This is a genomic window from Pseudomonas sp. CHM02 (assembly GCF_000612585.1).
Classification (GTDB): Bacteria; Pseudomonadota; Gammaproteobacteria; order Pseudomonadales; family Pseudomonadaceae; genus Aquipseudomonas.
Map to the genome: position 1 here is coordinate 74,030 of NZ_JFCA01000005.1, position 17,571 is coordinate 91,600.

The window sequence follows — 17,571 nt, forward strand, 5'->3', positions numbered from 1 at the left end:
CTTGTAATTCTTACAACAAATCGACGACAGGCACTTTCCAATGACTCTTCGTATCGCAATCAATGGTTTTGGCCGTATCGGCCGTAATGTCCTGCGCGCACTGTATACCCAAGGCTATCGCCAGGATTTGCAGATCGTCGCCATCAATGATCTGGGCGACAGTTCGATCAATGCCCACCTGCTCAAATACGACACCGTGCATGGCACTTTCGAAGCAGAGGTCGCCCACGATCAGGAAAGCCTGACCGTCAATGGTGACCGGATTGCCGTCAGTGCCATTCGCAACCCGGCCGACCTGCCCTGGGCCGCGCACAAGATCGACGTGGTGTTCGAATGCACCGGCCTGTTCACCGACCGTGACAAGGCTGCTGCCCATATTACCGCTGGCGCGCGCAAGGTGATCATCTCGGCCCCGGCCAAGGGCGCGGATGCCACTGTGGTCTATGGCGTCAACCATGACATTTTGCGTCAATCCCACCAGATCATCTCCAATGCCTCGTGCACCACCAACTGCCTGGCGCCCGTGGCGCAGGTGCTGCACCGCGAGCTGGGGATCGAAAGCGGCCTGATGACCACGATTCATGCCTACACCAACGACCAGAACCTGACCGACGTCTACCACACCGACCCGTACCGCGCGCGCTCGGCCACCCAGAACATGATCCCGAGCAAGACCGGCGCCGCCGAAGCGGTAGGCCTGGTGCTGCCGGAACTGGCAGGCAAGCTGACCGGCATGGCCGTGCGGGTGCCGGTGATCAACGTGTCGCTGGTGGACCTCACCGTGCAGTTGAAAAAAGACGCCACGGCGGAAGAAGTCAACGCGCTGCTGAAAGAAGCCAGCCAGCACTCGAAGATCCTCGGCTACAACACCCTGCCGCTGGTTTCCAGTGACTTCAACCACAACCCGCTGTCGTCGATCTTCGATGCCAATCACACCAAGGTCAGCGGCAAACTGCTGAAAGTGCTGGCCTGGTACGACAACGAGTGGGGCTTCTCCAACCGCATGCTGGATAACTGCCTGGCGCTGTGCAACGCCGAGTAATCCTCGGCCGGAGCTCGCCTGTGTGGGAGCTGGCTTGCCTGCGATAGCATCGCCACGGTGTTACTGAAACACCGCGGTGCCTGCATCGCGGGCAAGCCCGGCTCCCACGGGGATCTTTGCAGCATCTCAAAGTGCCACTTGCCATTTGAGTTGATGATAAGCATTATCATTAACTGCAAACCGGTCTGGTATCACTGTGAGCCAATCTCGCTTCAACCACGTCTTTCTCACCCAACGGGTGATTCTGCTTCGCACCTTGCAGCGGATGGTGAATAATCACAGCACCGCCGAGGACCTGTTGCAGGAAACCTACCTGCGCGTCACCCGGGCCCTCAGCGAGCGGCCGATCGATCACCTTGAACCCTTCGTCTATCAAACTGCGCGCAACCTCGCGCTGGATCATCTGCGCGCGCGTCGGATCCAGGCCCGCACACTGCAGGAAGATGTCCCGCTGGACGTCCTGCAAAGCGTCGCCGCACCCATCAGTACGCCCGAAGATGCCACCCAGGCCGAACAGATGCTTGAGGCCCTGAGTGTCAGCCTCGGCCAGTTGAGCGCCCGCCAACAACGGATTTTCATCCTCAGCCGCCTGCATGGTTGCAGTTACCAGGAGATCGCCGATCAGTTGGACGTGTCCCTGAGCACCGTGCAAAAGGAACTGAAATTGATCATGGCCATCTGTGTAGGTGTGGCCGAACGGCTGGATCGGCCTTAAGCTTCGCCTGACAGAAGCATCGACCCAGACTGCAGGAAAATTGAATAGAACGTGGCGAAGACCCGAGGAACACCGTGACGGACCCGAATAAACTGCGCCCCCATGAGCTGGCTCATGAGGTGTTGCAAGACACGGCTATGGACCAAGCCCTCGACTGGCTGATCGCCTTGCAGTGCCCGCTGCCCGGACAGCAGGCCGAATTCGAAGCCTGGCTGGCCAGCGACCCCGCCCACGTCCACGCTTTCGGCAAGGCCCAGGCCGCCTGGGGTGGCGCGCCGGTGCACAGCGCCGCCGTCGCCCTGGCCGTACCCCGCAAGCCCAGTGCCTGGCGCCGGATCAAACCGCATTGGAAACCCCTGGCCACCGCCGCCGTGCTGCTGATCGGCCTGTTCAGCTTCAGCAACCTGCCAGTGCGCCTGCAAGCCGACCACCTCACCGTGGTGGGCGAACGCCAGCGCCTGCAACTGGACGACGGCTCGAAAGTGTTGCTCAACACCAACTCGGCGTTTTCCAGCAGCATCAAGGACCACCAGCGCATCGCCCGCCTGTATCAGGGCGAGGCGTTCTTCGAAATCGTGCCCAGCCACGGCCTGCCCCTGGAGATCGATGCCGGCCCCGTGCGCGCCAGCGTGCGCGATACAGCCTTCGCCGTGCGCTACCTCAATGGCGAAGCGCAGGTGCAAGTGCAGCGCGGCGATGTGGACCTGAGCAATACCTTCGACGATGCCCGCGTGCGCCTGCGCGCCGGTGAAAGTATCCGTATCGGGCCCAAGGGTTTCGGCCAGCCCGCCAAGCTGGACGCCAACAAAGACCTGGCCTGGGTGCAGGGTCGGCTGATCTTCGAAAACTGCCCGATGAGCGAAGTGCTTGCCGAACTGCGCCGCTATTACCCCGGCTGGATCGTCAACACCAACGACCGGCTTGCCAGCGTCGCCGTCACCGGCAATTACCGCCTCGACCAGCCTTTGGACGTCGTGCGTTCACTGGCGCACATCACCTCGGCCAAGCTGTCGGAATACCCGGCACTGGTGATCCTGAACTAAATGAGAATTATTTTTACTCGATAGCCAACGGCGGTACGTCTCGTCTTAGCCAATGCAACTGATTCCTATTTGTTTCAGTTCGCAACTATAAGATTCGTACCCCGGAGCGCTCTCGATGTCCTCTTGTTCCAACCGCCGGTCCTCTTCGCCCGTCCTGTCCTTGCTGACTGCAGCCATCCTGCTGGCCGGTGCGCCGGTCATGGCGGCCACCGCCGCCGAACCTGCCACCCGCAGCCAAGGCAACTACAACTTCAGCATCGAACAGCAACCGCTGGTCTCGGCGCTCAACGCCTTTACCGCCGTGACCGGCTGGCAAGTCGGCCTGCCGGCCGAGCTGGGCCAGGGCGTGTCATCCCCTGGCGTGCGCGGCCCGTTGTCGCCGGAAAAAGCCCTGGACCGGCTGTTGGTAGGGACCAACCTGAGCTACCGCAAACTGGGCAATAACAATATCGTGCTGGAAAAGCGCACGTCGGGCGGCACCCTCAACCTGCAACAGGTGACCATCAGCGCCACCCGTAACGAGCAGAACATCAGCAGCGTACCGAGCACCGTGACCGTGCAGGAGCGCGAGGAGCTGGACCGCCAGAACGTGAATACCATACGCGAACTGGTGCGTTACGAACCCAACGTCTCGGTCGGCGGTGCCGGTGGCCGCTCAAGCAATTCGGGCTACAACATTCGCGGCATCGACGGCGACCGCATCCTCACCCAGGTTGACGGTGTGGAAGTACCGGACAACTTCTTCAACGGCCCCTACGCCAAGACCCGCCGCAACTACGTCGACCCGGAAATCGTCAAGCGCGTGGAGATCCTGCGCGGCCCGGCCTCGGCCCTGTACGGCAGCAGCGCCATCGGCGGCGCCGTGAGCTACTTCACCCTCGACCCGGATGACATCATCAAGCCCGGCCAGGACTTCGGCGCCCGCCTGAAGACCGGCTACAGCTCCGCCGACGAAAGCTGGCTGACCTCTGGCACCGTCGCCGGCCGTGTGCAGGACTTCGACGGTTTGCTGCACTTGAGCCAGCGCAATGGCCATGAGATGGAATCCTACGATGGCAACAACGCCACGGGCCTGGCGCGCACCGGCGCCAACCCCGAGGATGCGCGCACGACCAACGTGCTGGCCAAGCTGGGCTGGAACTATGGCGATGACAATCGCCTGGGCCTGACCTACGAGAAGTACAAGGACGATCGCGACGTCAACCTCAAGAATGCCGTGGGCGGTCCGTTCACCGGCGGGAGCGGCTTCAACTTCTACCGGGCCCGTTCGGGCAACGACACCATCACCCGCGAGCGTTTTGGCATCGAAAACCGCTTCGCCCTGGACTCGCCGATTGCCGATCAGATCAAGACCAGCCTCAACTACCAGATCGCCAAGACCGACCAGTCCACCGCCGAAATCTACCAGCCGTCCCGCCGTGTCTTGCGCACCCGCGAAACCCTCTACGAAGAAAAACAATGGGTCTTCGATGCCCAGTTGGACAAGGCCTTCAGCATCGGCGACACCGATCACCAGGTCACTTACGGCACCACCCTCAGGCAGCAGAAGGTCACCGGCTCCCGCGAAGGCGCCGCGACCTGCCTGGCTGTCGGCGGCGGTTGCACGGCCATCGGCGCACCCAGCCCGACAGCCAGCGACAGCGTGAAGAAGGCCAGCGATTTCCCGGACCCGACCATCAACACGTACTCGCTGTTCGCGCAGGACCAGATCACCTGGGACAAGTGGACCTTCCTGCCCGCCGTGCGCTACGACTACACCCAACTCAAGCCCAAGTTGACTGAAGAGTTCCTCAACACCGTCGACCCGACGCGGATCTACGCCCACAGTGACAAGGAAAAAACCTGGCACCGCGTCACGCCAAAATTCGGCCTGACCTATGCGCTGACCGACCAGTACACCTGGTTCGGCCAATACGCCGAAGGCTTCCGCACACCTTCGGCCAAAGCCTTGTACGGCCGCTTTGAAAACCTGCAGCAGGGCTACACCGTCGAACCCAACCCGGACCTCAAGCCGGAAAGCAGCAAGGGCGTGGAAACCGGGATTCGCGGCAACTTCGACTCCGGTTCGTTTGATATCGCCGTGTTCTACAACAAATACCGCGACTTCATCGACGAGGACGCCTCCGTCGCCGGTGGTACCGCACAGCAATTCGAAGCCAACAACATCAAGCACGCCACGATCAAGGGGATCGAGGCCAAAGGGCGCCTGAACCTCGACGCGTTCGGTGCACCGCAAGGCCTGTACACCCAGGGTTCGGTTGGCTACACCTATGGCCGCAACGACGACAATGGCGAGCCGCTCAACAGCGTCAACCCGCTCAAGGGCGTATTCGGCCTGGGCTACGACCAGGACAACTACGGTGGCCTGCTGAGCTGGACCCTGGTGAAACAGCAGAACCGCGTCGACAGCACCACCTTCCACGCGCCTGACGGCAGCACCACCGGCCCGTTCAAGACCCCAGGCTTCGGCATCCTCGACCTGACCGGCTTCTACAAGGTCACCAATGACGTGACCATCAACGGCGGCCTCTACAACCTCACCGACAAGAAGTACTGGAACTGGGATGACGTGCGCAGCTACGACGGCGTCGGCGAAGCCGGTGTGACCTCCCCGGCCAACCTCGACCGCCTGACCCAGCCGGGTCGCAACTTTGCGATCAACGTGATCTGGGACATCTGAAGAAACCCGACTCACCCCGGCGTAATTATTCAACGCCGGGGTGAGGATTTTTTACTGTGCCGCGTCTTCTTGTTCGTCTAGTTGATAACAGCTCTCTTTCGGGCACCAAGGCGCTTCCCTTCTCAAGGACTTTTTTCATGACCGCTTCCCTAACCGCAGAACGTGCGAGCCTGCGCTCCCAGCGCCTGAACCAGATCACCAACGAGCCACACACCAAGCTCGATGCACTGGTCAAGGCCCACGCCCCGTTTGAAACCCAGGCCAACTTCGCCCGTTTCGTGGTCGCGCAATACCTGTTCCAGTCGGAACTGGTAGCCCTGTACAACGACCCCGAGCTGATCAAGATCGTGCCGGACCTGGCCGAGCGCTGCCGCGCCGAAGCCGCCAAGCTGGATCTGGGCGACCTGGACACCGAAGTGCCTGCCCCGGTCGCCGGCGCCGTGAAGAACCCAAGCAAGGCCGAAGCCCTGGGCTGGTTGTTCGTCTCCGAAGGCTCCAAGCTGGGCGCCGCGTTCCTGATCAAGCGCGCCGTGGGCCTGGGCCTGAGCGAAACCTTCGGTGCCCGTCACCTGGGTGAGCCGGCCGGTGGTCGTGCCGAAGGCTGGAAAAGCTTCACCCGTACCCTCGACGCCCTGGAATTCAGCGCCGAAGAAGAAGCCGCGGTGGAAAAAGGCGCAATCGACGCGTTCGTACGCTTCACCGTGCTGCTGGAACAGGCGTACGCTAGCGCCCCGGAACTGGCGTAATGTTCCGGTAGAAACCGGATCAATGTGGGAGCTGGCTTGCCTGCGATAGCGGTGCGTCAGGTATAGATGCAGTGACTGACACACCGCTATCGCAGGCAAGCCAGCTCCCACACTTGATTGCATTCCAACTCAGATAATCTGCATTTTCCCTACCAGATAAGCTTCACCATGACCGGCAAAACCCAATCCACCTCGAAAATCGCCCGGCTCCTCTTCGGTCTGCTGGCCTACGTCAGCCTGGGCATCGGGTTGGTGGCGATTGTCGTACCGGGTTTGCCCACCACCGAATTCATCCTGCTCGCTGCCTGGGCTGCCACCAAAAGCTCGCCGCGCCTCAGCGCCTGGCTGGAAAACCATCGGCTGTTCGGGCCGATCCTGTCCAATTGGCGCAACGGCAAGATCATCGCCCGCCGGGCCAAGGTCAGCGCCACCGTGAGCATGCTGCTATGCGCCACCCTGATGCTGGTGATACTTGATCAAGGCTGGCCGATCTACCTGGCGATTGCCGGAATGAGCCTGGGCAACCTGTGGATCTGGTCGCGACCGGAACGGCTTGCAGCGCCCGTGTAACGCTGCGTGCAGGGTTTTCCCTACCGCTCATCGCCTACTTCTCATGAAATGGTTTGTTACGCCGATGTTCCAGACATAGCGCTGAATGGACTTGGCCTGCACTGCGTGCTTTTCCACACGTCCATTCGCGAGTGAGCCTATGTTCAACACCCTCTCCATCCGCCTGAAAATCGTGCTGTTGTCCGGCCTTTGCCTGCTGGGGGTGATTGCGCTGGTCGTCAGCATCAATATCTACAACACCACCCAGAATGATCAGTTGGTCAGCGATTCAAGCTCGCGCATGCTCACCGCCAGTGTGGAACAACTGCTGCAGGCCAAGGCTGCCGAACAAGCGGTGCAGTTGCAGAAAACCTTTGGCGACAGCCTGGTGGCCGTGACCGCCCTGGCCGACCAGATCAAGGACCTGCGCAGCCTGGCCGCCCAACGCGGACTGGAGGCCGGCGCGCTGCGCGAAGCACTCAACCAGAGCCTGAAAACCGCCTTCGAGCGCAACAGCAAGGTGCTGGGCATCTGGCTTTCATTCGAGCCCAATGCCCTGGATGGCAAAGACAATGAATTCATCGACGACAAGGCCCGCGTCTCCAACGAGAAAGGCCGGTTCTCCAGCTACTGGAGCCGCGCCGGTGGTGAAGGCCTGAACACCATCATGGTCGAGGACGACCTGACCAAGACCACCCTCAACCTCAGCGGCACGCCCTATAACATCTGGTACACCTGCCCACGGGATACCCGCAACACCTGCCTGCTTGACCCGTACGAAGACACGGTGGCCGGCCAACCCGTGTTGATGACCACCATTTCCTTGCCCTTGCTGGTGGACGGCAAAGTCATCGGCGTCGTCGGTGTCGATATCGCCCTCACCTCCCTGCAAGCCACCACCGACGCCGCACAGAAAGACCTGTTCAACGGCGCGGCGCACCTGGAAATTCTATCCAGCAGCGGTTTGATTGCTGCCTACAGCGGCGAGCCGGCCAAGGTCGGCAAGAACCTGACCGACACCCTCGGCGCCGAAGGCAAGGAAATCGTGCAACTGCTGGCCAACGACACCCGCATGATCCGCGAACAGGCCGACACCATTCGTGCCGTGTACCCGGTCAAGCCGATTGCCGACGCCAAGCCCTGGGGCGTGGTGATCAAGCTGTCGAAAACCGTGCTGCTCGCTGATAACGTCAAGCTGCAAGCCGTGCTCGACGATGCCCAAGCGACCGGCACCCTCAAGGCACTGCTGGTGGCCGCTGTGGCCGGCGTGCTGGGCCTGCTGCTGATCTGGCTGACCGCCACCGGCGTCACCCGTCCGATCAACAGCGTGGCAGCCATGCTCAAGGACATCGCCAGCGGTGACGGCGACCTCACCCAACGCCTGGCGTACGCGAAGAAGGATGAACTGGGCGAGTTGGTGAACTGGTTCAACCGTTTCCTCGACAAGCTGCAACCGACCATCGCGCAGATCAAGCAGAGCATCACCGAAGCTCGCGGCACCGCTGACCAGTCATCCGCCATCGCCCGCCAGACCAGCGAGGGTATGCAGGTGCAGTTCCGCGAGATCGACCAGGTCGCCACCGCATCCAATGAAATGAGCGCCACTGCCCACGACGTCGCCAACAGCGCCTCGAATGCCGCCAGTGCGGCACGCGGTGCCGATCAGTCGGCGCGCGAAGGCATGTCGATCATCGAGCAGAGCACCCGCGATATCACCTCCCTGGCCGAAGAGGTCAGCAAGGCCGTGGGCGAAGTCGAAGCCCTGGCGGTCAACAGCGAGCAGATTGGTTCAGTGCTGGAAGTGATCCGCAGCATTGCCGAGCAGACCAACCTGCTGGCACTCAACGCCGCCATCGAAGCCGCGCGCGCCGGGGAAAGCGGCCGGGGGTTTGCGGTGGTGGCCGACGAAGTGCGCAACCTGGCCAAGCGCACCCAGGATTCGGTGGAGGAAATCCGCCTGGTGATCGAACGCATCCAGAGCGGCACCCGTGGCGTGGTTGCCACCATGCACTCGAGCCAGAACCAGGCCCAGAGCAACGCGGGGCAGATCCATCAAGCGGTACAGGCTCTGGGCAAGATCAGCGATGCCGTCACCGTGATCAGCGACATGAACCTGCAGATCGCCAGTGCCGCCGAACAACAGAGCGCCGTGGCCGAAGAGGTCAACCGCAACGTCTCGGCGATCCGCACCGTGACCGAAACCCTCACCGGCCAGGCCACCGAGTCAGCGGCCATCAGCAGCCAACTCAATGCATTGGCCAGCCAGCAGATGAAGTTGATGGATCAGTTCAGGGTCTGACAGCTTGCACGAAACCCTGCAGGACCCGGCTTGCCGGCGATGGCAGCCTTGAAATTGATGCAACTCTCAAGGGCCTCATCGCCGGCAAGCCGGCCCCTACCATTAGAGACCAGTCCAAGCCTGGACAAACGCCGCCACATCCTCTTTAGCCGCCGTACGCGGCGGGTTCTGCGGCGTCCCCAGGTAGAGAAAGCCGATCACTTCCTCATTCGCCGTCAACCCCAGGCCTTTGGCAACGTGGGCCGAGTAGGACAATTCGCCCGTGCGCCACACCGCACCGATCCCCTGGGCATACGCGGCCAACAGGATACCGTGGGCGGCGCAGGCGGCAGCCAGCAGTTGCTCGGACTTGGGCACCTTGAAGTGTTCCTGCAGACGGGCAATCACCACCACCACCAGCGGCGCGCGCAATGGGCCGTTCTGCGCCTTGTCGATGGCGGCTTGCGGTGCATCGGCGTCCTGCAGGCGCGCAGCTTCGGCCAGCAGCGTGCCCATCTGCTCACGAGCAGCCCCTTCAACCGTCAGGAAACGCCAAGGGCGCAGTTGGCCGTGGTCAGGCGCGCGCATCGCCGCGGCGAACAGCACGTCGCGCTGCTCCTGGGTCGGTGCCGGCTCCAGCAGACGCGGCACGGAAACACGGTTGAGCAAAGCGTCGAGAGCCTGCATTGGCCACCTCCAGAAAAAAATGTGCGGTCATTCTAGCGGGAATGAATCGGGATGCCACCAAACGATAATTGCTCTTATTCATTGAGCCCCGCCCTGTTAGACTTTGCGACCATCTTTTTCGCCATCGCTTCAGGAAACTCGATGTTCCGTTCGCTTTTTCGCCTGTCTGCAGCGTTGCTGGCCTTGAGCCTGGCAGCCTGCGATGACGCGCCAAGGTTTACCAAGGCCGAGCCGGGTGAATCACGGGCGGGCGGCGCTGCGACGGTGAACAAGCGCGACCAGAACGCGTTTTCCCTGCCCTCGGCGAACCTGTCGCCCACGCGCCGCCTGGACTTCAGCGTCGGCAACAGTTTCTTTCGCAGCCCGTGGGTGATCGCGCCGTCCACCACCACGGCGCGTGATGGCCTGGGCCCGTTGTTCAATACCAATGCCTGCCAGAACTGCCATATCAAGGACGGCCGCGGCCACCCGCCGCTGCCCGACGCACCCAATGCGGTGTCGATGCTGGTGCGCCTGTCGATTCCGGATACCCCGTCCTACGCCAAGCTCATCGAACAGGTTGGCGTAGTGCCCGAGCCCGTCTACGGCGGACAACTGCAAGACATGGCGGTGCCCGGCGTCGTGCCGGAAGGCAAGGTGCGGGTCGACTACACGCCGGTCAACGTGACGTTCAAGGACGGCACCGTGGTCGAGCTGCGCAAGCCGGACCTGCAGATCACCCAGCTTGGCTACGGCCCGATGCATCCGGACACACGTTTCTCCGCCCGCATCGCCCCGCCGATGATCGGCCTGGGCCTGCTCGAAGCCATCAGCGACGCCGATATCCTGCGCAACACCGACCCGAAGACCGCCGACAAGGAAGCCATCGTCGGGCGCGCCAACTGGGTCTGGGACGATGCCCAGCAAAAAACCGTGCTCGGGCGTTTTGGCTGGAAAGCCGGGCAGCCCAACCTCAATCAACAAAATGTTCACGCGTTCTCTGGTGATATGGGCCTCACCACCACCCTGAGACCGTTCGATGACTGCACCGATGCCCAGGTCGCCTGCAAACAGGCCCCCAACGGCAATGGCGCCGACGGCGAGCAGGAAGTCAGCGACAATATCCTGCGCCTGGTGCTGTTCTACACCCGCAACCTGGCTGTGCCGGCGCGCCGTGGCGTCAATACGCCGCAGGTGCTGGCTGGCAAGAACCTGTTCTATCAAGCGGGCTGCCAGGGTTGCCACACGCCCGCGTTCACCACGGCCGCGAACGCCGCCGAACCGGAACTGGCCAACCAGGTGATCCGCCCCTACAGCGACCTGCTGTTGCACGACATGGGCGATGGCCTGGCCGACAACCGCAGTGAATTCAAGGCCGGTGGCCGCGACTGGCGCACGCCGCCGTTGTGGGGCATCGGCCTGACGCAAACCGTCAGTGGCCACACCCAGTTTTTGCATGATGGCCGCGCCCGCGACCTGCTCGAAGCCGTGCTGTGGCATGGCGGCGAAGCACAAGCGGCGCAGCAGCATGTGTTGTCCTTCAATGCCGAGCAGCGCGCTGCGTTGCTGGCGTTCCTGAATTCTTTATAAGCTTTGCCCCAATTACAGAAGGGAGCTCGACATGTTCCGTCCCAAGTTGTTGTTCACCAGCCTTGCCGCCCTCGCCCTCGGCGCCTGCTCGCCTCAGGACCCGCAAGCGGTGACCTCGGCGGCCATCGCCAAGCAAGTGATCCTGCCGACCTACAGCCGTTGGGTCGAAGCCGACCGCCAGTTGGCCGTCAGCGCCCTGGCCTACTGCCAGGGCAAGGAAAGCCTGGAGACCGCGCGTGCCGATTTCCTCCACGCACAAAAGGCCTGGGCCGAGTTGCAACCGCTGCTGATCGGCCCGCTGGCTGAAGGCAACCGCGCCTGGCAGGTACAGTTCTGGCCGGACAAGAAAAACCTGGTCGGTCGCCAGGTCGAGCAACTGGTCACTGCCCAGCCACAGATCGACGGCGCCGCCCTGGCCAAGTCCAGCGTGGTGGTGCAAGGCCTGTCGGCCTACGAATACATCCTCTACGACGCCAAGACCGAGATCGCCGACGAAACCCAGAAGGCCCGTTACTGCCCGCTGCTGGTGGCCATTGGTGACCGTCAGAAGGCCCTGGCCGAAGAGATCCTGGCCAGCTGGAACAGCACCGACGGCATGCTGGCGCAGATGACCAAGTTTCCGAACCAGCGCTACGCCGACTCCCACGAAGCCATTGCCGACCTGCTGCGCGTCCAAGTGACCGCACTGGACACCCTGAAGAAAAAACTCGGCACGCCAATGGGCCGCCAGACCAAGGGTATTCCACAACCGTTCCAGGCCGATGCGTGGCGCAGCCAGTCGTCCCTGCAAAGCCTGGAAGCCAGCCTTGCGGCAGCCCAGACCGTGTGGGTCGGGGTCGACAACAAAGGCCTGCGTGGCCTGCTGCCTTCCGAGCAGAAACCATTGGCCGACAAGATCGACGCCGCCTATGCCGCGTCGCTGAAACTGTTCGCCAGCAACCAGCGCACCCTCAATGAACTGCTGGCCGACGACGCCGGGCGCCAGCAGCTCAACGATATCTACGACAGCCTCAACGTCGTCCACCGCCTGCATGAAGGCGAATTGGCCAAGGCGCTGGGCATCCAACTGGGCTTCAATGCCAACGACGGTGACTGATGATGCTCAGGCGACAGGCTTTGGCGGTTGGCAGCGTGCTGCTCAGCGCCCTCACGTTGGGTGGCTGGACGCTGTTCAAAGGGAAGGACAAGGGGCCGCTGCTGCTGTCGGCGCGGGATGATGCGGACGGCAAGCACTATGCCGTGGGCTACCGCCTGGACGGCAAGCAGGTGTTTGCCACCCAGGTCGGCCAGCGTTGTCACGACATCATCAACCACCCGACACTGCCGATCGCACTGTTTGTCGCCCGGCGCCCGGGCACCGAGAGTTACCTGATCGACCTGCGTGATGGCGCGCTGCTGCAAACCATCACCTCGAACGCCAATCGCCACTTCTATGGCCATGCGGTCATTCACAAGAGCGGCGACTGGCTGTACGCCACCGAAAACGACACGTCCAACCCCGGCCGTGGCCTGCTCGGCGTGTACAGGTTCGACGGCGAGCGGCTGGTGCACAGTGGCGAAATCTCCACCCACGGTATCGGCCCGCATCAGGTGTCGTGGATGCCTGACGGCGAAACCCTGGTGGTGGCCAACGGCGGCATTCGTACCGAAGCCGAAAGCCGCGTGGAGATGAACCTCAACGCCATGGAACCGAGCCTGGTGCTGATGCACCGCGACGGCACCTTGATCAGCAAGGAAACCCTGGGCCAGCAGATGAACAGCGTGCGCCATATGGGGATCGCCAGCGATGGCACCCTCCTCACCGGGCAGCAGTTCATGGGACCGTCCCAGGAGCGTTCCGAGTTGTTGGCGATCAAGCGCCCTGGGCAGCCGTTCGTGGCCTTCCCGGTGGCCGATGAGCAGTTGCAGGCCATGGGGCACTACACCGCCAGCGTGGCGGTGCACAGTGAACTGCGCCTGGTGGCGTTGACCGCCCCGCGAGGCAACCGCTTCTTTATCTGGGACATAGACAGCGGTGAGCTGCGGCTGGATGGACCGTTGCCCGATTGTGCCGGTGTAGGTGCCGTAGAGGACGGCTTCGTCGTGACGTCCGGCCAGGGCCGCTGCCGCTTCTACGATTGCCGCCAAAAACAACTGGTAGCAAAACCGTTGGAATTGCCGGCCGGGCTCTGGGACAACCATCTGCATCTGATCTGACGCGCCACGCTTAACGGGGCCGATCCTGGCCCTGTTACCTGTCAAAAATACCGTCTGGATTCCCCACTACACTCTGTAGGCGCGAGCTTGCTCGCGAAGACCGTCAACGAAAACACAACGTCCCCAGGCCGTACGCGCCGCCCTCGCACCTGCAGCCCAGAGCCGTTTTTCGAGCGCAAAAAAAAGGCCTCGCATCGCAAGGCCCTTTTCCGGGGGGGGTGAATCGTTTCAACTCTGCGGCCTCATGCCTTGGGACATGCCAAACATGAACAGCAACAGCTCATGATCAGGCTTGACCGCCACACTCGCCTTGGCGACGCGCGGCAGCAGGCATTGCCCATCGCCCTGCGTTGCACTCAACACCTGTGTGCGAGGCAGTTCCCAGGCCGCCAGCGCCAGGGCTGCAACGCCCAGCGCTCCGACCAGGAACAAACCTCGTGCTATTTCTAGCTTCATCTGGTTAAACCCTTGATAGCGCTGCCAAACGCCGTCTCGTAAAAGTAGCTGAGTTTCTTCCAGTCGGTATCGTTCCACGACGAATGGCGGCGCAATTGCAGCATGTCATGGGAGGCCGCCCGATAAGCGGTCAAGCGCTGACGGCATTTTTCGAAATCCAGCAACGCCACTTCCACGTTGGCCGAATCACCTTCACCCGTCACCCGCACGAAAATATGCTTGATGTACAGGCAACCGTGCTGCCAACGGCCCTTGTGCATCCGCGCCAGCGTCCCGGCCAATTCCTTGAGTAAACGCTCATGCACCCACTCGCCGTAGTGCTCGCGGCCACCGGCGGCGTACCAGTTTTCAATTTCGTCGAAACCGTCGAGGGCGGCGGTGACCAACAGGGCCTTCCATTGGTGTTCGGGGTCGCGACGCGCCTCGCAAAACACCATTTCCGGCACACGCACATCCAACAGGCGCAGGCCCTTGATGGCATCGCGTTCGCGCAACACCGTGGGGCGACCGAAGGGGTGCAACCAGCTGCGGTAGATATGCCCGGTCTGGCGTTTGCTGTAGAGCAGGCGCCCATTGGGGCCCGTCACCCGCTGCACGCCACTTTCACCACCACGCCGACGGTTGGGCTCCTCGACCCACTCGCCCTGCTGGCGCCAGAAATACTCAAATCGCTCTTCGGGAGCTACGTGACTGCCTGCTACGCACTCAACTGCCATCCTGTTACCTCTTGCGCAATACATACACTCGCCACATGGCGTAGAGCGGTATGAAGTCCAGCGACTCCTGGACACGGAAACCGGCTTCCTCGAATTCTGCTTCAACGGTAGCAGCCGGTAACACAAACCGGTTTTGGTAACCTTCCTGCTCACCTTTCTTGCGACGTTTTACTTCGGCGCGCTTGCGTTTCCAGGCCTTGAAATTGCCGTCCACCCACAGCGAAACGATCACGCTGTCGCGGGTAACACGCTGAAACTCCCGCAATATCGCCAGCCTGTGCGCCGGCTCACCAATGTGGTGCATGAGCCGCATGCAGAAGATGCTGTCGACCGAGTTATCTGGCAGATCGATATCAAAGGCAGATGTCTGCAAGGGCCGTACCCGTTTCACCACGTCCGCCGGTTGGGCGATCGTCGCGACCTTCAACATCGACGCCGAATTGTCGGCACCGATAATCACGCGGTTGGGTTTCTCGGCCAGCAGCGGCCAGAACCGCCCGGCCCCGCATGGCAGGTCCAGCACCAGCCCCGGCTCACCGGCCATGGCCAGCGCGCCGCGCGCCAATTGCTCGTCGCGTTTGTGGGACAGCCGGCGAGCCAGATTGTCCTGATGCTTGAGCAAATAATTTTGCGCGTGCTCGTCGTCGTACTTTTCGGAAAATTCGAGCTTGATCGGGGTAGACATCACTGATCTCCAGTTACTGATGCCTACAACCTTAAGCAGTGAACTGTGAGCAACTGGTCAACCAAGTGTGAAAAAGTTGTCCTGTCCAATCTCATACATTTCAAGACTTTACAGACACAAGCGATATCACGGGGCCATCTTCGCCGAATAGCGGCGATCTCTGGCAGGATAGCGGCAGGGGGTGGAGTCAGGCGTTGACCTGACTCAATTGCACATGAAAGCGGCAGCCGTTGGGCTCCATGGTGCTGAGGCTCACGCTCCAGCCCTGGTTCTCGCAGATCCGCTGGACCAGCGACAACCCCAGGCCAAGGCCTTCACCGCGCTTCTCGTTGCCGCGCACGAACGGCTCGAACATCGCTTCGCGCTTGTCTTCGGGAATGCCGACGCCGGTGTCTTCCACCACAAAGCCGTCCGGCTCCAGGGTCAGGCGGATAAAGCCGTGCTCGGTGTAGTGCAAGGCATTGCGCAACAGGTTGCCCATCACCGCGTGCAGGAAGGTGGCGTTGTAACGGGTATCCAGCGGGTTGCCGGGCTGGTAGATCAATTCCAGCCCCTTGCGCTCGATGGGCTCGCGCCAGATGCCAAGCAGATCGTCGGCCACTTGCTCCAGGCTGACCTGGGGCGACATGGTGCCGTCGTCATGTTCGGCACGCGCCAGCATCAGGAAGGTTTGCACCAGTTCGCGCATTTCTTCACAGGCACGGGCGATGCGCTCGACCTGATTACGCCCGCGCTGGTCAATGGCCGGGTTTTCCAGCAACAGCTCGCAGGAACTGGCCAGCACCATCAACGGCGTGCGCAATTCGTGGCTGACATCGCTGGTAAACAGCTGCTCACGGGACAGCGCCTGGCGCAGGCGCCCCAGCGTGGCATCGAAAGCCACGGCCAATTCGCCCACTTCGTCCGCCGCATAGTCCGGCGCCAGGGGCGGTGCCAGGCCCAGCAGTTGGTCGCGATGACGTACCTGACGAGCCAGGCGCACCACCGGTGCCATCACTTTGCGCGCCAGCACCCAGCCGAGGAACACTGCCAGCGCCAGGCTGAGTACGAAACCCACCAACACGACGGCAAACAGCACGCGCTCGCGCTCTTCGAAATCGCTCTGATCCTGCAACAGCACGTAGCGCCTTCCGTCGACCACTTCGACCATGGCGTGGTACGACAGTGCTTCGCGGAACACTTCATGAAAGCCAGGCTCAAGATGGCGCAGATCCTTGGGCAACTCAAAGTCGCCTGGCCCGCCGCTGAAATAAAACAGTTGGTCCGGCTCGGGCCGGTGGCGCCAGTCCTCGACCGTGTCCATCAGCAGCAGTCGCTGCAAGTCACCGCCCAGGCCCGCCGAGATCAATTTCTCTTCCACCAGGTGCACAGTCGCAACGATACCCATGGCGAAGGCCCCCGCCACCAACGCACTCATCAAGGCAAAGGCAATGATGATCCGCTGGGCAAGGCTTTGCTTAAACTCCATCTCGACCCTCGGCCAAGCGATAACCGACGCCGTGCACCGTTTGCAGAAGCGGCTTGGCGAACGGTTTATCGATCACTTGACGCAATTGGTGAACGTGGCTGCGCAGGCTGTCGCTGTCCGGGCAGTCATCGCCCCACAGGGCCTCTTCGAGAATTTCGCGGCGCAGCACATGCGGGCTCTTCTGCATCAACACCGCCAGCAACTTCAGGCCGACCGGGTTGAGCTTGAGCAGGCGCCCTTCACGGGTCACTTCCAGGGTATCGAGGTCGTAGCTCAAGTCACCCACCTGCAGGGCACGGCGACCGCCACCCTGGGCCCGACGCAGCACGGCTTCGATACGCGCGGCCAGCTCCGAGAGGGCAAACGGCTTGAGCAGGTAATCATCGGCGCCGGACTTGAAGCCCTGCAGCCGGTCATCCAACTGGTCACGGGCGGTGAGCATGATCACCGGCGTGTCCCGGCGTGCGTCTTCACGCAGGCGCTTGCACAGGGTGTAGCCATCGATGCCAGGCAACATGATGTCGAGCACGATCAGGTCGTAATGCTCGGTGGCGGCCAGGTGCAGGCCTGACAAACCGTCCTGCGCACAGTCCACGGTATAGCCCTTCAAACCCAGGTAATCCGCCAGGTTGGCCAGAATATCGCGGTTGTCTTCAACCAATAAAATTCGCATGGGCAGTGTCTCCGTACGCGGTAACGGCCGTGTTGGCTCGCGCAGCTTAAGGCCAAGTGTGGCTTACG

Annotated in this window: 15 protein-coding genes and 2 pseudogenes; 11 read left to right on the forward strand and 6 right to left on the reverse strand. The window is 61.9% G+C overall.

All coding sequences use genetic code 11. The features are described from left to right. Positions 1-40 precede the first annotated feature (40 nt). The 8 genes and pseudogenes from gap to BM70_RS33885 all read left to right on the forward strand — a co-directional run. Positions 41-1,042 (forward strand): type I glyceraldehyde-3-phosphate dehydrogenase, encoded by a 1,002-nt coding sequence (gap, locus tag BM70_RS0103985; protein ID WP_010208035.1) that lies wholly within the window; start codon positions 41-43, stop codon positions 1,040-1,042. A gap of 196 nt (positions 1,043-1,238) precedes the next feature. Continuing rightward, on the forward strand, positions 1,239-1,757 hold the full coding sequence (locus BM70_RS0103990; protein ID WP_025854801.1) for an RNA polymerase sigma factor: 519 nt from the start codon (positions 1,239-1,241) through the stop codon (positions 1,755-1,757). Between the two features lie 74 nt (positions 1,758-1,831). Further along, positions 1,832-2,800 carry a FecR domain-containing protein gene (locus BM70_RS0103995; protein ID WP_025854802.1) on the forward strand — a complete coding sequence of 323 codons (969 nt, stop codon included), beginning with the start codon at positions 1,832-1,834 and terminating at the stop codon, positions 2,798-2,800. 115 nt (positions 2,801-2,915) lie between these two features. Continuing rightward, positions 2,916-5,480 carry a TonB-dependent receptor gene (locus BM70_RS0104000; RefSeq protein WP_025854803.1) on the forward strand — a complete coding sequence of 855 codons (2,565 nt, stop codon included), beginning with the start codon at positions 2,916-2,918 and terminating at the stop codon, positions 5,478-5,480. A 137-nt stretch (positions 5,481-5,617) separates the two neighbouring features. Next, positions 5,618-6,226, forward strand: a complete 609-nt coding sequence (locus tag BM70_RS0104005) for a biliverdin-producing heme oxygenase (RefSeq protein ID WP_025854804.1) — start codon at positions 5,618-5,620, stop codon at positions 6,224-6,226. Between the two features lie 168 nt (positions 6,227-6,394). Next, the gene (locus tag BM70_RS0104010) at positions 6,395-6,796 is read left to right on the forward strand and encodes a YbaN family protein (protein ID WP_025854805.1); all 402 of its coding nucleotides are present in this window, start codon (positions 6,395-6,397) and stop codon (positions 6,794-6,796) included. A gap of 280 nt (positions 6,797-7,076) precedes the next feature. Next, a pseudogene (locus BM70_RS33880) lies at positions 7,077-8,168 on the forward strand (chemotaxis protein); the annotation flags it as partial. A 366-nt stretch (positions 8,169-8,534) separates the two neighbouring features. After that, positions 8,535-9,074, forward strand: a pseudogene (locus BM70_RS33885) (methyl-accepting chemotaxis protein); the annotation flags it as partial. Between the two features lie 102 nt (positions 9,075-9,176). Here BM70_RS33885 and BM70_RS0104020 read toward each other — a convergent pair. Then, the gene (locus BM70_RS0104020) at positions 9,177-9,740 is read right to left on the reverse strand and encodes an NAD(P)H nitroreductase (protein WP_025854807.1); all 564 of its coding nucleotides are present in this window, start codon (positions 9,738-9,740) and stop codon (positions 9,177-9,179) included. 141 nt (positions 9,741-9,881) lie between these two features. Here BM70_RS0104020 and BM70_RS0104025 point away from each other — a divergent pair, with 141 nt between their 5' ends. Genes BM70_RS0104025 through BM70_RS0104035 form a run of 3 tightly spaced genes read left to right on the forward strand, consistent with a single transcriptional unit; the run spans position 9,882 to position 13,505 of the window. Further along, positions 9,882-11,309, forward strand: coding sequence for a di-heme oxidoredictase family protein (locus BM70_RS0104025; protein ID WP_025854808.1), 1,428 nt, complete (start codon positions 9,882-9,884; stop codon positions 11,307-11,309). A 31-nt stretch (positions 11,310-11,340) separates the two neighbouring features. Further along, positions 11,341-12,405 (forward strand): imelysin family protein, encoded by a 1,065-nt coding sequence (locus tag BM70_RS0104030; protein ID WP_025854809.1) that lies wholly within the window; start codon positions 11,341-11,343, stop codon positions 12,403-12,405. Positions 12,406-12,407: 2 nt separating this feature from the next. Continuing rightward, positions 12,408-13,505 carry a DUF1513 domain-containing protein gene (locus tag BM70_RS0104035; RefSeq protein ID WP_025854810.1) on the forward strand — a complete coding sequence of 366 codons (1,098 nt, stop codon included), beginning with the start codon at positions 12,408-12,410 and terminating at the stop codon, positions 13,503-13,505. A gap of 228 nt (positions 13,506-13,733) precedes the next feature. Here BM70_RS0104035 and BM70_RS0104040 read toward each other — a convergent pair whose 3' ends face one another. From BM70_RS0104040 to colR, 5 genes are all read right to left on the reverse strand, one after another. Then, entirely contained in the window at positions 13,734-13,961 is a 228-nt protein-coding gene (locus BM70_RS0104040; protein ID WP_025854811.1) for a hypothetical protein, read from the reverse strand. Further along, positions 13,958-14,677 carry a lipopolysaccharide kinase InaA family protein gene (locus BM70_RS0104045; RefSeq protein ID WP_025854812.1) on the reverse strand — a complete coding sequence of 240 codons (720 nt, stop codon included), beginning with the start codon at positions 14,675-14,677 and terminating at the stop codon, positions 13,958-13,960. Before BM70_RS0104045 ends, BM70_RS0104040 begins: the two co-directional genes overlap by 4 nt. A gap of 4 nt (positions 14,678-14,681) precedes the next feature. Then, positions 14,682-15,362: a class I SAM-dependent methyltransferase gene (locus BM70_RS0104050; RefSeq protein ID WP_025854813.1), complete on the reverse strand. Its 681-nt coding sequence runs from the start codon at positions 15,360-15,362 to the stop codon at positions 14,682-14,684. A gap of 187 nt (positions 15,363-15,549) precedes the next feature. Beyond that, positions 15,550-16,830: a HAMP domain-containing sensor histidine kinase gene (locus BM70_RS0104055; protein WP_025854814.1), complete on the reverse strand. Its 1,281-nt coding sequence runs from the start codon at positions 16,828-16,830 to the stop codon at positions 15,550-15,552. Continuing rightward, a complete protein-coding gene (gene colR, locus BM70_RS0104060; protein WP_003175870.1) occupies positions 16,820-17,503 on the reverse strand; it encodes a two-component system response regulator ColR in 684 nt (227 codons plus the stop codon). Before colR ends, BM70_RS0104055 begins: the two co-directional genes overlap by 11 nt. Positions 17,504-17,571: the final 68 nt, after the last annotated feature.

What these genes read in the sequence shown, in the direction of transcription:
- gap (WP_010208035.1), top strand. Translation starts at nt 41, where the DNA reads ATGACTCTTCGTATCGCAATCAATGGTTTTGGCCGTATCGGCCGTAAT.
- BM70_RS0104000 (WP_025854803.1), top strand. Translation starts at nt 2,916, where the DNA reads ATGTCCTCTTGTTCCAACCGCCGGTCCTCTTCGCCCGTCCTGTCCTTG.
- BM70_RS0104005 (WP_025854804.1), top strand. Translation starts at nt 5,618, where the DNA reads ATGACCGCTTCCCTAACCGCAGAACGTGCGAGCCTGCGCTCCCAGCGC.
- BM70_RS0104010 (WP_025854805.1), top strand. Translation starts at nt 6,395, where the DNA reads ATGACCGGCAAAACCCAATCCACCTCGAAAATCGCCCGGCTCCTCTTC.
- BM70_RS0104020 (WP_025854807.1), bottom strand. Translation starts at nt 9,740, where the DNA reads ATGCAGGCTCTCGACGCTTTGCTCAACCGTGTTTCCGTGCCGCGTCTG.
- BM70_RS0104025 (WP_025854808.1), top strand. Translation starts at nt 9,882, where the DNA reads ATGTTCCGTTCGCTTTTTCGCCTGTCTGCAGCGTTGCTGGCCTTGAGC.
- BM70_RS0104030 (WP_025854809.1), top strand. Translation starts at nt 11,341, where the DNA reads ATGTTCCGTCCCAAGTTGTTGTTCACCAGCCTTGCCGCCCTCGCCCTC.
- BM70_RS0104035 (WP_025854810.1), top strand. Translation starts at nt 12,408, where the DNA reads ATGCTCAGGCGACAGGCTTTGGCGGTTGGCAGCGTGCTGCTCAGCGCC.
- BM70_RS0104040 (WP_025854811.1), bottom strand. Translation starts at nt 13,961, where the DNA reads ATGAAGCTAGAAATAGCACGAGGTTTGTTCCTGGTCGGAGCGCTGGGC.
- BM70_RS0104045 (WP_025854812.1), bottom strand. Translation starts at nt 14,677, where the DNA reads ATGGCAGTTGAGTGCGTAGCAGGCAGTCACGTAGCTCCCGAAGAGCGA.
- BM70_RS0104050 (WP_025854813.1), bottom strand. Translation starts at nt 15,362, where the DNA reads ATGTCTACCCCGATCAAGCTCGAATTTTCCGAAAAGTACGACGACGAG.
- BM70_RS0104055 (WP_025854814.1), bottom strand. Translation starts at nt 16,830, where the DNA reads ATGGAGTTTAAGCAAAGCCTTGCCCAGCGGATCATCATTGCCTTTGCC.
- colR (WP_003175870.1), bottom strand. Translation starts at nt 17,503, where the DNA reads ATGCGAATTTTATTGGTTGAAGACAACCGCGATATTCTGGCCAACCTG.